Below are 12500 nucleotides of genomic sequence, written 5' to 3' on the forward strand. Positions count from 1 at the left end.
CCTGCCCATCCCTTGCCCTACCCTCGCCGGGATTTGTATTCTACTGCAATTCCATCCCCTCGCCCTTCTGTGGGCGTTGCAGAACTTCTTTTCCTCACTCATCTTTGACCATGTCTCAACCCGCCCTCGAATCCATCCTGCAGGAAAAGCGCCTTTTCCCCCCGCCCCCTTCGTTTGTGCAACAGGCCCGCATCACCCCCAGTCGCTACCAACAGCTTTGTCAGGAAGCCGAGGCGGATCCCTTAGGTTTTTGGGAACGGCTGGCTCGGCAGGAGTTGCACTGGTTTCAGCCTTGGCAGCAGGTGTTGCACTGGGATCCTCCCCAGGCGCAGTGGTTTGTGGGAGGACAGCTCAACCTCAGCTACAACTGCTTGGATCGCCACCTGGAAAATGGCCGCCGCCACAAACTGGCCCTGATCTGGGAGGGAGAACCGGGGGACATTCGCACCTTGACCTATGAGCAGCTCCATCGCGAGGTCTGCTGTTGGGCCAACGGCCTGAAGGCCCTGGGCATTCAAAAAGGGGATCGGGTGGGGATCTACATGCCGATGATCCCGGAAGCCGTCATGGCCATGCTGGCCTGTGCTCGGCTCGGGGCAGCCCATACGGTGGTGTTTGGGGGCTTTAGCGCGGAGGCTCTCAAGGAGCGGCTGCGGGATGCGGAAGCCAAAGCCGTGATCACCGCCGATGGGGGCTGGCGCAAAGATGCGATTGTCCCCCTCAAGCCGCAGGTGGACTTGGCGCTGGCAGAGGGAGTGCCCACTGTCGAAAACGTCTTGGTGGTGCGGCGGACGGGGCAAGCCGTGCCGATGACCCCAGGCCGAGATGTTTGGTGGCATGAGCTGGCTCCTGGCTTGGAGGAAGCGTGCCCTGCCGAGCCGATGGACTCGGAGGCGATGCTGTTTATCCTCTACACCTCCGGCACCACCGGCAAGCCCAAAGGCGTTGTCCACACCAGCGGCGGCTACAACCTCTACACCCACATCACCTGCCAGTGGATCTTCGATTTGCACGAAGAAGACATCTACTGGTGTACTGCCGATATCGGTTGGATCACGGGACACAGCTACATCGTCTATGGCCCCCTCTCCAACGGGGCAACGGTGTTTATGTACGAAGGGGCGCCGCGACCGTCCAAGCCCGATTGCTTCTGGGAGTTAATCGCCCGTCACCGCATCTCCATTTTTTACACTGCTCCAACGGCCATCCGGGCCTTTATGAGAAGTGGCGACGCCCTGCCCCGTCGGCATGATCTCTCTTCGCTGCGCCTGTTGGGCACGGTTGGCGAGCCGATCAATCCCGAAGCTTGGATGTGGTACCACACCGTCATCGGCAACGAGCGCTGCCCCATTGTGGATACCTGGTGGCAGACCGAAACCGGCGGCATTATGATTTCGCCCTTGCCGGGGGTTACCGCCACCAAGCCGGGATCGGCTACCCGTCCTTTTCCGGGCATTCAAGCAGATGTTGTCGATATGGAGGGGAACCCGGCACCCGAAGGGGGGTATTTGGTGATCCGTCGCCCCTGGCCGGGCATGATGCGCACTATCTATAGAGATCCGCAGCGGTTCCGCACCAGCTACTGGGAGCGGATCCCTCCCCAAGATGGGCAGTATTTCTACTTTGCCGGGGATGGGGCCCGCCGGGATGAAGACGGTTATTTTTGGGTGATGGGCCGGGTGGACGATGTCATCAATGTGGCAGGACATCGCCTCGGCACGATGGAACTTGAATCGGCCTTGGTGTCTCATCCTGCAGTTGCCGAAGCGGCTGTGGTCGGTCGCCCAGATGACCTCAAAGGCGAGGTGATCGTGGCCTTTGTCATCCTGTCGGAGGGCTATGAGCCCAGCGAAGCGCTGCGCCAAGCGTTGATGCAACATGTGGTCTCCGAAATCGGGGCCATTGCCCGCCCCAGCGAAATTCGCTTCACCGAGGCCCTGCCCAAAACCCGCTCCGGCAAGATCATGCGCCGTTTGCTGCGGGATTTGGCGGCTGGCGCCGGCATCAGTGGCGATACCTCCACCCTCGAAGATCGCGGGGTGCTAGAACGGCTGCGCCAAGGGGTATGAGCCGACCACAACCCCGCACTAAGATGAGGACATTGAGTCCTGGGTTGTGAAGTCTTCATGTTGCCTCTGGATCCCACCCTGTACTTCGACCACAGCGCCACCACTCCCCCCCGGCCCGAGGTCATTGAGGCCATGCGGATGGCGATGCAGGAAAGCTGGGGCAATCCCTCTAGCTTGCATGGGTGGGGAGAACGGGCCGCCATGGCCATGGAGCGGGCGCGGCAACAGGTGGCCGAGCTGCTTAACTGTGAGCCGGAGGCGCTGCTGTTTACCTCGGGGGGGACAGAATCCAACAACTTGGCCCTCTTTGGGGTGGCCCAGTGCTACTCCACTCCCCAGCACCTGATCCTCTCCAGTGTGGAGCATGCCTCGGTGGAAAATGCTGCCCGCCAGTTGCAGTCCCAGGGTTGGCAGGTCACCCGTCTGCCGGTGAACGCCGCCGGCCAGGTGGATCCCCAGACTTTGATCCAGGCGCTGCAACCCAATACCGTTTTGGTCTCCATCGTCCACGGGCAAAATGAGGTGGGATCCCTGCAGCCCATTGCAGAGCTGGGTCAGATCTGTCGCCAGGCGGGGGTGCTCTTCCACACCGACGCTGTGCAGACGGTGGGGCGGATCCCGTTGGATCTGGCGCAACTGCCGGTGGATCTGCTCTCCCTTTCCGGGCATAAACTCTACGGGCCCCAGGGGGTGGGGGCGCTGTACGTGCGCCCAGGGGTGGAGCTGCGACCGCTGCTGCGGGGGGGTGGGCAAGAACGGCGGCTGCGGGCTGGCACCCAAGGGATCCCGGGCATTGTCGGCTTGGGAGTGGCGGCAGCTTTGGCGGCCCAAGAGCTATCTCAAGAAACGGCCCGCCTGCGGCAATTGCAACGGCATTTGGCCCAGTTGCTAGCGGAGGTGCCCGGTTTGCGGCTGACCGGCCCCGTCCGTTTGGAGCAGCGCCTGCCCCACCACCTCAGCTACTGCGCCGCAGGGGGGATCCCCGGGAATGTGCTGGTCAGGGCTCTGAGCCGCCAGGGGATCGCCATTAGCGCCGGCTCCGCCTGCAGCAGCGGCCAACTGATCCCCAGCCGCATCCTCTTGGCCATGGGCTATTCGGAAGCCGAGGCACTGGGATCCATTCGCCTTAGCCTTGGCAAAGCCACCACCTACGCTGCGGTTGAGTATGTAGCCCGATGTCTGCAGGCAGTAATTGCCTCGACCTCCGAATCCGGATCCCTGGAGGATGGGGCAACTCAATCCCCGTTGTCGGTTCCTGTCGCGTAGCCGGATCGAAGGTTGGGCAGGCTGGGTTAAGGTGATAGAGAGTTAAAGGGCTGGTCGCTATGGCTGAGATGAGTCCGTATCAGGTGTTGGGAATTAGCGAAGAAGCCTCCTTTGAAGAAATTCAATCGGCGCGGGCTAGGCTCCTGGCCAGCTTGGGCGCGGACGAACAGCAGCAGGAGCGGGTGGAGCAAGCCTACGATGCCATCCTGATGCAGCGCCTGCGCCTGCGCAAAGAGGGCAAAATCGCCGTTCCCGACCGCATTCGCTACGCCGAACAACGGGCTGCCCATCCTGAGCCGGAGCTGAGTTTGCCCCGCCCTGCTGCCCAAAATCCGCCTTGGGTCAGCCGCTGGCTGGATACCCCCTCTACCGCCGATGCGCTCTGGCCTGCGGCGCTGCTGGGTGGACTGGTGGGTTGGGTTATCTTGGCTCCCGATGAGTACCCCTCGCTGCAACTGGCCTTGGGGCTGATGGCTTGTATCTATTTCCTGTACCGCAAAGAGCGCCGCTTCATTCGCGCTTTTCTCTTGGCTCTGGCGGCCTTGAGCCTGGGGCTGATGTTGGCCTACGGCATTGCCCTTCCCCTCACCGGTGGCGATGCTCCTGGCGCGCTGTTGGTGGGGATCACGTTTGCGGTGATGTGGTTGGTGACCAGCTTTTTGCGCTAGCTGCCGGTTTGCGACAGATATTCAACCTGGAACCTCACCTGCCAAACCGCCGCTGCCGCGACTGATAGCTAAGCAAGGCTTGGTGAAAAGCGGCTCGGTCAAAATCCGGCCAGAGAATGGGGGTGAAATACTGCTCGGTGTAGGCCATCTGCCAGAGCAGGAAGTTGCTGATGCGCATCTCGCCACTGGTGCGGATCAGCAGGTCAGGATCGGAGAGGCCGGTGGTGTAGAGAAATTGGGAAAAGAGGGCCTCGTCAATCTGATCCGGCTGCAGCAGCCCCTGCTGCACCAAGGTGGCAATGGAGCGGCAGGCCTGCAGGATCTCCTGTCTTCCCCCGTAGTTGAGGGCCACCGTCAGGCAAATGCCCTTGTTGTGCTGGGTGCATTCCACCGCATGCACGATGGTTTCCTGCAGAGAGTGAGGCAGAGCCGACAACTGGCCGGCAAACTGGATGCGCACCCCCTGCTGCACCATTTCCCCCAACTCCCGCCACAGCACCTGTTCGAACAACGTCATGAGGAAATCCACTTCCTCGCGGGCACGGCCCCAGTTCTCGGTGGAGAAGGCATAGGCGGTAAGGGCCGGGATCCCCCAATCATTGCAACAGCGCAGCAGCTCCTTCAGGGCCGATACCCCTCGCTGATGCCCAACGCTGCGGGGTAAACCCCGTTTTTGCGCCCAACGCCCGTTGCCATCCATCACCACCGCCACATGGCGGGGCAACAACTGGGGATCCAGGTCGGCAGGCAAGTGCAGAAGATGGGCAGGAGAAAGGGTCATGGGGATCAGTCTTTCGGGAGGGTTTTCTCAGGTTTGCGAAAGAGTTTAGTTAGATCGGAGAGGGATCCCCACCAGCGCAGCGGCCCATTGCGAAACCAGGGGTAGGCCCACAATCCCCGTAGCGGAGCATCTCGTTTTTTGGCATCGCGGGGATTGCGCAACCGCTGTACCAGCAGCTCGTGTAACTTGGCACTGGTCAGAGGTCGCTCGATGCGCCCACCCTCCGCCAGCGAGATGCAGCCCGTTTCTTCTGAGACCACAATACACAAGCAATTGGTCTGTTCTGTGATCCCCATCGCAGCACGGTGCCGTGTGCCCAGTTGCCGAGAGGCGGCCCGCTCCGAAACCGGTAGGATTACCCCCGCTGCGCGAATGCGATCCCGATGGATGACCACAGCCCCATCATGCAACAAAGTTGAAGTCTGGAAAATGGTCTGCAGGATCTCCCGCGACACCCGCGCCTGCAGAGGTACCCCTTTGTCGGTAAAGACCCGCGAGTCAATCGGCTGCTCTGGCTCGATGACAATCAGCGCTCCTGTGCGGTTTTGGGAAAGTTCTCGCACCGCTTGCACCAGTTCTTCCACCAAATCTTCCTCAGGATCCTCCTCGTCGTCGCCTGCGTTGCTTGGCCACTCCATGCGGATAGCTCTTGCCAGTTGCTCCAGCAGCCGGCGAAACTCCGGTTGAAAGAGCACGCCCATGGCTACGGCTGCGCCCAGGAGCAGGCGATCCAAGATCAGGTGAACCAAGGGCAGAGAGGCTGTGGCCAGGTACAGCACCAACAGCACTATAAATCCCCGCACCAGCACCCCAGCACGACTCTCGCGGGTGTAATAGAGAGCCAAGGCCAACAGAAAGACGGCCAGAGCCCAGTCCAAGAGGCTGAGAAAGTTAAACTGCTGTAGCCAAGCCCATAAGGCCGCCAGCATGGCGAAAAACCCCGTTCACGCTCCCCTCATTGCGGGCCTTCTGACTGTGCCGTTCTGCACCTCAGAACCCCTGTTGGACTGCGGCCCCCAGACCAGCCTACCACTCACCTCCTGGCTGTCTTCCAGTCTTTCTCGCATGAGGTGCGTTGGCTGCGGTCGGCGCTGCCAGGAAAGGCTGTGCCTCTACTGACCAGATGGGTATGGGCAAACTTCCCCTTCAACGCAGCAACCGCTCCGGCAGAACATCCTGACGGATTAGGTCGGCATAAGTTTCTCGCCGCACAATCAACTGGGCCTCTCCCTCGTTGACCAGCACCGCGGCTGGCCGAGGGAAGCGATTGTAATTGGAAGCCATGCTGTAGTTGTAGGCCCCCGTCGCCAAAACCACCAACACTTCTCCTGCCATTGGAGCGGGCAGAAGCACATCCTTCAACAGCACATCCCCCGACTCGCAGTGTTTGCCGGCCACCGTTACCCGCTGCGTGGCCTCTGCCTCTGGTCGGTTGGCCAGAAGGGCGGTATAGCGGGCTTGGTAGGTGATCGGGCGCGGGTTGTCGGACATACCACCGTCGATGGTGATGTAGGTGCGTCCCTGGGGCAGGTCATCGCTGGGAGGGATCCGCTTTTGCCCTCCCAGGGTGTAGGCGGTCACGGCAGCCGGCCCAATCACAGATCGTCCAGGCTCGCAGAGCACCTTGGGCAAAGGGATCCCAGCCTGGGCAAAGGCTTGTTGCACCGCCGTCGCCACAGTTTCCACCCACTCCGGGATGGAGGGGGGATCATCGGATTCGACATAGCGGATCCCCAGGCCCCCACCCACATTGAGCTCTTGTAGGGGCAGCCCTCTGTCCAGCCCTTGCCGCCAGATCTGGGCCAGCACCCCCGCCAGGTCTCGGTGGCCCTGCAGATCAAAAATCTGCGACCCAATGTGGGCGTGGAGCCCGACGCACTGCAACTGAGGATGGGCGGCCAAAAAATCCAGCACTTCCGGCAATTGCCATCGCCCGATGCCGAATTTGCTGTCGGTTTGCCCGGTACGAATGTACTCGTGGGTGTGGACGTCGATACCGGGGTTAACCCGCAGGAGCAGCCGCGCTGGCCGTTCGGGTGTGGCCAGGGCCGAGACCTGCTGCAGCTCGTACAGGCTATCCGCCACCACAGTACAGCCTGTCTCCAGGGCTAAGTTCAGCTCCTCAAGAGACTTGGCGTTGCCGTGCAGATAGAGATCTTCACCTTTGGCCCCCGCCTGCAGGGCTGTGTACAGCTCCCCGCCGGAAGCCACATCCAACCCCAGCCCTTCTTGCAGAGCCAGAGCACAAATGGCCAGGCAGTTCCAGGCTTTCGTGGCGTACAAAACCCGGGATCCCCCGGCGTAGCAGCGGGCCCAGGTGTCGCGGTAAAGCTGGCAGGCGCGGCGCAGCGTCCACTCGTCCAGGATGTAGAGAGGGGATCCGAACTGGCGCACCAGCTCCACCACGTCGCACCCCCCAATTTCCAAGTGCCCCCGGCTGTTGATACGGCTGGTCAAGGGGCGCAAAGACTGGTTGGGGGAAAGGGTCTGCTCTGGATGGGTGGGAGTGCCGAGGGTCGAAATCATGGTCAGGGGCCGAAGGACTGTTTTCAACGATATCAAGTTCCGCGTTCAGCTTGTCTTGAAAAATGTCCAGCCCCGACCCGATCCGGCTTTTTCCGGCAGCTTCCCTCTGTAGCCAGCTCTGGCGCCACCTCATTGTCTGCACGAGGATCCGATGGCTTCCCAGCTCTGGCCTCTCGATTAAGGCGGCTGATGATGGGAGCAGGTCTGATTTGGGCAACACCTTCTGCTATGATGAAAGACCGGTGTCAATGGGTCGATGCCCGAGGGGTTAAAGGGGGCGGACTGTAAATCCGCTGGCTTACGCCTACGTTGGTTCGAATCCAACTCGGCCCACCATCGGCTTTGCCCACGTGGCTCAGTGGTAGAGCACCCCCTTGGTAAGGGGGAGGTCACGAGTTCGATCCTCGTCGTGGGCTTGGCAATTTAGAGATAATCTTCAGCCGATAGTGCCAACGGCAACTGCCTCGCCGGTCAACGAAAAAGCCCGCGTGGCGGTAATGCGCACCGGCACCAGGGATCCCTTCAGTTGCTCTGGATCCCCTTCGAAGAACACCAAGCGATTGCCGCGGGTACGCCCCATCGCCTGGCGGGGGTTTTTCGGGTTGGGGCCTTCCACCAGCACCTCTTGCACCTGGCCTAAGAGTCGGGCGCTGCGAGCGGCAGCCACCTCGGCCACCAGTCGGTTCAGCCGTTGCAGGCGGTCGCTTTTTTCCTCCTCGGGCACCTGGTCGGGCCACTCGGCGGCAGGGGTGCCGGGACGGGGGGAGTAGGCAGCAGTGTTCACTTGGTCAAAGCCGATATCCTGCACCAGTTGCAGGGTTTCTTGGAACTGGGCTTCTGTTTCTCCCGGAAAGCCGACAATGGCATCGGCGCTGATGGCCGCTTCGGGCATGTATTGGCGGATGAGCTGGATGATCTGGCGATAGCGCTCGTGGGTGTAGCCGCGCCGCATCCGCTTGAGCACTTCGTTGCTGCCCGCCTGGAAGGGGATGTGGAAGTGCTCGCAGACTTTGGGCAGCTCGGCGCAGGTGGCGATCAGCTCCTCGGTAAAGTAGCGCGGGTGGCTGGTGGCAAAGCGGATCCGCTCAATGCCTGCCACCGAATGGACGAAGCGCAACAGGCTGGCCAGGTTGGTTTTGGGATCCAGATCCCGTCCGTAGGCGTCGATGTTCTGCCCCAGCAACGTCACCTCGCGGTAGCCCGCTCTGGCCACGTCTTCGATTTCGGCGCGAATGGCCTGGGGCTGTCGGGACTGCTCTTGCCCTCGCACCCGCGGCACGATGCAGTAGGTACAACGCTCGTTGCAACCGTAGATGACATTGATCCAAGCAGTGACCTGGCTGTCGCGGCGGGGCTTGGTGATGTCTTCTGGGATCTCAACCGGATCGGTGGCCACCACCTGGTTTCCGGCTTCCACCTGCGCCAGCAAATCCCCAAGGCGGTTCACGTACTGGGGGCCCATGACCAGATCCAGCTCAGGGACGCGGCGCAACAATTTCTCCCCCTCTTGCTGGGCCACACAGCCGGCCACGATCAGCTTGATGGCCGGGTTCTTGCGCTTGCGCTGTGCCTGGATGCCCAGGTAGGAATAGACCTTCTGCTCAGCATTGTCGCGGATGGTGCAGGTGTTGTAGAGAACTAAGTCCGCCTGCAACTCATCTTCGGTGGCCACATACCCCAGGGACTCCAGGATCCCGGCCATGCGCTCGGTATCGGCGCGGTTCATTTGGCAGCCGAAGGTGATGGTGTGGTAGGTGGGAGCAGCCATGGGAAGAAACAGTACGAAGAACCACCATCTTCGAGCTTAGCGGATCCTTAAAATGGCTGCGGGGCTTGAGACTCCAACAGTTAATCTAGCTAGATAGAAATTCCTACACCGGCAAAGGCTCATGTTGCCCAAGCATCGTCCCAAGCAACTGTCGCTGGGCCCTCTGGAGTCGGAAATCTTGGACATCCTCTGGGATCTGGGCAGTGCCAGCACCCGTCAAATCCACGAGCGCATCTTGGCCGATCCGGATCGGGAGCTGGCCTATGCCTCTGTGACTACAGTTTTGCAGCGCTTAAGCCAGAAGGGCTGGGTGAGCTGTGAGCGCCGCACCGATCCCCAAGGGCGGAATCTGCCCATGCTGTGGCGGCCTCGTCTTTCGCGTCAGGAAGCGGCCAGCCTCAGGGCCTTCACCCACCTGCAGCAGTTTTTGGCTGTAGGGGATCCCGATACGGTGGCAGCCTTTGCCGATAGCCTGGATCAGGCCAGTGTGTCCCAGTTGCAGGCGATTGCCGAACGGCTGCGGGCAGCCCGTCAAGCCAGGAGGGATCCGCGATGAGCCACTTGGGCATGTTACTGCTGGGCTTGGGCCTCAGTTGCCTGTGGCGAGCCCAGGTGCGCCTGGACAGGAGTGGGGGATGGGGCCGACGTTGGCAGCGGGCTTGGATCCACTTCTTGCTGCCCCCGCTGCTGTTGCTGACCACTGCTTTGGCCTTGGCCTGGATGGGGCCGTGGGGACAAATGGCCGGGGTGGGGGGCTGGTTCTGCTACGGCTGTGCTCTGCTGTTGCTGGCCGTGGCCGGCGGCGTGGCCTTGCACTGGATTTGGGAATACTGGCGCTCCTATCGACGTGCCCATCTGCAAGCTTTAGCCCATGTGGATTTGCATGGCTCTCCGGCCTATGTGCTGGATTTGGAGATCCCTTTTGCTGCCCAAGTGGGGGTGTGGAATGCCCAGTTGGTGGTCAGCCGCGGCCTGCTGGAGCAGTTGGATGATGAGCACTTGCGGGCTGTAATCGCTCACGAAGAAGCCCATCGCCACTACCGCGATACCCTCTGGATGTTTGGGGTGGGCTGGCTGCGACGCCTCACCGGCTGGCTGCCCAACACCGAGGCCCTGTGGGAGGAATTGCTCACCCTACGGGAGCTGCGGGCGGATCGCTGGGCGGCCCAACGGGTGGATCCCTTGCTGTTGGGAGAGGCCCTGCTGCAGGTGGTGGGCTATGGCGTGGTGGAGCAACCGGCGGCAGCTTGGGTTGGCTTTGCAATGACCGTGAGTTCAGACTCAGGGCAACGGCTGCAGGAGCGTATCGATGCCCTGCTGCAGCAGGCAGAGTCAGGGCCCGTCGATCCCCTACCCCATTCTTCTTCCATTCGGGGTTGGGCCTGGTTGGGGTTGTCCCTATTGCCTTTGCTGGCGATCCCGTTCCACACCTGAAGATTGACGGCGATTCCTCAACCAAATTGTCCTTGGGTTGGGGAAGCGAGCTTGAAAAAAAACCACCAGTTGACGCCCAAAGCCTGAGATCTGCTTTGCAAGCAGAATGGGATACTCTAGGTCAGGTTTTCTGAACTTCTAGGGACTTACGGCGGTGCAAACCAACTCTTCCCTTTCTGAGGCGACCGGGTCGGCGTGTGATCCCCTTACGCGGGCGCAGATCCTCATCGAGGCTTTACCCTACATTCAGCAGTACCAGGGCCGCGTTATTGTCATCAAATACGGCGGCGCAGCCATGGTGCACCAAGAGCGACGGGCCGAGGTGCTCCGAGACATCGTCTTTCTGGCCTGTGTGGGGATCCGCCCGGTGTTGGTGCATGGGGGGGGGCCGGAGATCAACAGTTGGCTACAAAAACTGGACATTCCCTTCAAGTTTGTGGATGGCTTGCGGGTTACCGATGCCGCCACCATGGAAGTAGTGGAGATGGTGTTGGTGGGCAAGGTTAATAAGCAGATCGTCCAGCTCATCAGCTTGGCCGGAGGATCGGCGGTGGGGCTGTGCGGGCGGGATGGCAACTTGATCAAAGCGCGATCCCAGGGCCGGGCAGAGATCGGCTTTGTTGGGGAAGTGAGCAGCATCAACCCCCAGTTGCTGCAAACCCTGTTGGAAGGTGGACAGATTCCGGTGATCTCCAGCGTGGCTGCCGATGAGACAGGCCAAGCCTACAACATCAACGCCGATACGGTGGCGGGAGAACTGGCGGCTGCTCTGGGGGCAGAAAAGCTGATTTTGCTCACCGACACCCCTGGCATTCTCAAAGATCCTCAGGATCGCAGCTCTCTGATTACGTTGCTGGATATCGAGACGGCTCGCCAGTTGATCCAAGCCGGTGTCGTCAAGGGCGGCATGATCCCGAAGGTGCAGTGTTGCATTCGCGCCTTGGCACAAGGGGTACGGGCAGCCCACATTCTGGATGGGGGATCCCCTCATTCCCTATTGCTGGAGCTGCTGACCGATGCCGGGGTGGGCACCAAGCTTGTTCCTTCTCAGTTTTCCGCTCAGTTGGAAGGACTGAACAACGGATCCCGCTAAGCTTCCTTGATAAAGCGAAGAATCTCCCGCACATGGCCGAGAAACTGGCTATCCACACTGAGCTGAGCCACAGCTTGGTGGGTCTCCTGGCGCAATTGCCTGTGCTCCAGCTCGTTGCTGGCCCGGAACTGTTCCAGTTGGGCTTTGAGCGCGGCCAGCTCCTGCCGCAGGTAGCGCCGGGTTTCTTCCTCCTGTTGGGCCCAAGAACCGGGCTTGCCGGGATCCCATTGCTCCTGCAACTGCTCGACTTGGCGTGTCAACTGCTTTATCCGCTCGGCCAACTCGATGGCATCTTCGCGAGGGATCTGGATTTGCCCTTGCAACTGGGCCAAGCGGTCGGCCAAATACTCGTAGCCCCGGATGGCCGGGCGCAGAGCCGTTAACAACACCGCAGCCACGGCGCTGGGGTAGCCAATGGGGGTGACTTGCCCAACGGCCAAGCCATAGAAAGCCAGAGCCGACAGCCCATGCAGGGCAATGGCCACGCGCAACGACCAGCGGCTGAGCTTTTGTAGGAAAGCCAAGGTTGAATCTTCCACCGGGATCCCTCGTTCCTGAGACACAACCGCCTCCTGCTGAACGGCCTTGGCCTGAAAGTAGAGGTTCCAGGGAAGGGTGACGATCACCACCAGCCACCAAAAGCTGGCGATCCCAATGGCCCAATCGGCCAGCTCCCCAATAGGTAGCCCAAAAGCCCGCAACAGGCCAAACAGGATCCCGCCGCCGATCAACAACAGCAGCCCCGCCACCCAAACTGGGAAAAAGATTTTCGAGTAAGACACGGAGTAAGAGGTTGAGTAAGACATTGCCGGTTTCTCCTCATCAAGCTGCCTACAGCCTGCCCGAACCGAGCGGCCAGAAGCTCCTGAAGCGGCCAGTTTTCCGTCCGTCCCAG

At 61.0% G+C, this 12500-nt stretch carries 11 protein-coding genes and 2 tRNA genes; 8 read left to right on the top strand and 5 right to left on the bottom strand.

Features of this window, described 5'->3' with window-relative positions:
* The first annotated feature begins 110 nt into the window (after positions 1-110).
* From acs to NW849_RS02080, 3 genes are read left to right on the top strand one after another with little or no spacing between them, the layout of a single operon-like run.
* Entirely contained in the window at positions 111-2069 is a 1959-nt protein-coding gene (gene acs / locus NW849_RS02070) for an acetate--CoA ligase (protein WP_414355700.1), read from the top strand.
* A 57-nt stretch (positions 2070-2126) separates the two neighbouring features.
* Complete coding sequence (locus NW849_RS02075; RefSeq protein ID WP_414355701.1) at positions 2127-3335, top strand: cysteine desulfurase family protein; 1209 nt, start codon at positions 2127-2129, stop codon at positions 3333-3335.
* A gap of 59 nt (positions 3336-3394) precedes the next feature.
* Complete coding sequence (locus NW849_RS02080) at positions 3395-4003, top strand: CPP1-like family protein (protein ID WP_414355702.1); 609 nt, start codon at positions 3395-3397, stop codon at positions 4001-4003.
* Positions 4004-4037: 34 nt separating this feature from the next.
* On the opposite strand, the gene NW849_RS02085 is transcribed toward NW849_RS02080, so the two are convergent.
* The 3 genes from NW849_RS02085 to lysA form a co-directional block, all read right to left on the bottom strand.
* Positions 4038-4784 (bottom strand): isoprenyl transferase, encoded by a 747-nt coding sequence (locus NW849_RS02085; protein WP_414355703.1) that lies wholly within the window; start codon positions 4782-4784, stop codon positions 4038-4040.
* Positions 4785-4789: 5 nt separating this feature from the next.
* On the bottom strand, positions 4790-5713 hold the full coding sequence (cdaA, locus tag NW849_RS02090) for a diadenylate cyclase CdaA (protein ID WP_414355704.1): 924 nt from the start codon (positions 5711-5713) through the stop codon (positions 4790-4792).
* A 217-nt stretch (positions 5714-5930) separates the two neighbouring features.
* The gene (lysA, locus tag NW849_RS02095; protein WP_414355719.1) at positions 5931-7310 is read right to left on the bottom strand and encodes a diaminopimelate decarboxylase; all 1380 of its coding nucleotides are present in this window, start codon (positions 7308-7310) and stop codon (positions 5931-5933) included.
* Between the two features lie 250 nt (positions 7311-7560).
* Between lysA and NW849_RS02100 the strand changes: the two genes are divergently transcribed.
* Positions 7561-7646, top strand: a tRNA-Tyr gene (locus NW849_RS02100).
* 8 nt (positions 7647-7654) lie between these two features.
* A tRNA-Thr gene (locus tag NW849_RS02105) sits at positions 7655-7726 on the top strand.
* Between the two features lie 20 nt (positions 7727-7746).
* Here NW849_RS02105 and miaB read toward each other — a convergent pair.
* Complete coding sequence (gene miaB, locus NW849_RS02110) at positions 7747-9078, bottom strand: tRNA (N6-isopentenyl adenosine(37)-C2)-methylthiotransferase MiaB (protein WP_414355705.1); 1332 nt, start codon at positions 9076-9078, stop codon at positions 7747-7749.
* A gap of 121 nt (positions 9079-9199) precedes the next feature.
* Here miaB and NW849_RS02115 point away from each other — a divergent pair, with 121 nt between their 5' ends.
* From NW849_RS02115 to argB, 3 genes are all read left to right on the top strand, one after another.
* Positions 9200-9634: a BlaI/MecI/CopY family transcriptional regulator gene (locus NW849_RS02115; protein ID WP_011433287.1), complete on the top strand. Its 435-nt coding sequence runs from the start codon at positions 9200-9202 to the stop codon at positions 9632-9634.
* Positions 9631-10512: a M56 family metallopeptidase gene (locus NW849_RS02120; RefSeq protein WP_414355706.1), complete on the top strand. Its 882-nt coding sequence runs from the start codon at positions 9631-9633 to the stop codon at positions 10510-10512. The genes NW849_RS02115 and NW849_RS02120 overlap by 4 nt, the downstream gene beginning before the upstream one ends.
* A gap of 154 nt (positions 10513-10666) precedes the next feature.
* Positions 10667-11605 (top strand): acetylglutamate kinase, encoded by a 939-nt coding sequence (gene argB / locus NW849_RS02125; RefSeq protein WP_414355707.1) that lies wholly within the window; start codon positions 10667-10669, stop codon positions 11603-11605.
* Here argB and NW849_RS02130 read toward each other — a convergent pair.
* On the bottom strand, positions 11602-12411 hold the full coding sequence (locus tag NW849_RS02130) for a hypothetical protein (RefSeq protein ID WP_414355708.1): 810 nt from the start codon (positions 12409-12411) through the stop codon (positions 11602-11604). The genes argB and NW849_RS02130 overlap by 4 nt on opposite strands.
* Between the last annotated feature and the right edge of the window lie 89 nt (positions 12412-12500).

The sequence above is a fragment of the Synechococcus sp. R55.3 genome, from assembly GCF_047461975.1.
In the GTDB taxonomy this organism is placed as follows: Bacteria; Cyanobacteriota; Cyanobacteriia; order Thermostichales; family Thermostichaceae; genus Thermostichus.

Coding starts and splice junctions, on each gene's coding strand:
- NW849_RS02075 (WP_414355701.1), top strand. CDS start 2,127: ATGTTGCCTCTGGATCCCACCCTGTACTTCGACCACAGCGCCACCACT.
- miaB (WP_414355705.1), bottom strand. CDS start 9,078: ATGGCTGCTCCCACCTACCACACCATCACCTTCGGCTGCCAAATGAAC.
- NW849_RS02085 (WP_414355703.1), bottom strand. CDS start 4,784: ATGACCCTTTCTCCTGCCCATCTTCTGCACTTGCCTGCCGACCTGGAT.
- acs (WP_414355700.1), top strand. CDS start 111: ATGTCTCAACCCGCCCTCGAATCCATCCTGCAGGAAAAGCGCCTTTTC.
- NW849_RS02120 (WP_414355706.1), top strand. CDS start 9,631: ATGAGCCACTTGGGCATGTTACTGCTGGGCTTGGGCCTCAGTTGCCTG.
- lysA (WP_414355719.1), bottom strand. CDS start 7,310: ATGATTTCGACCCTCGGCACTCCCACCCATCCAGAGCAGACCCTTTCC.
- NW849_RS02115 (WP_011433287.1), top strand. CDS start 9,200: ATGTTGCCCAAGCATCGTCCCAAGCAACTGTCGCTGGGCCCTCTGGAG.
- cdaA (WP_414355704.1), bottom strand. CDS start 5,713: ATGCTGGCGGCCTTATGGGCTTGGCTACAGCAGTTTAACTTTCTCAGC.
- NW849_RS02080 (WP_414355702.1), top strand. CDS start 3,395: ATGGCTGAGATGAGTCCGTATCAGGTGTTGGGAATTAGCGAAGAAGCC.
- NW849_RS02130 (WP_414355708.1), bottom strand. CDS start 12,411: ATGTCTTACTCAACCTCTTACTCCGTGTCTTACTCGAAAATCTTTTTC.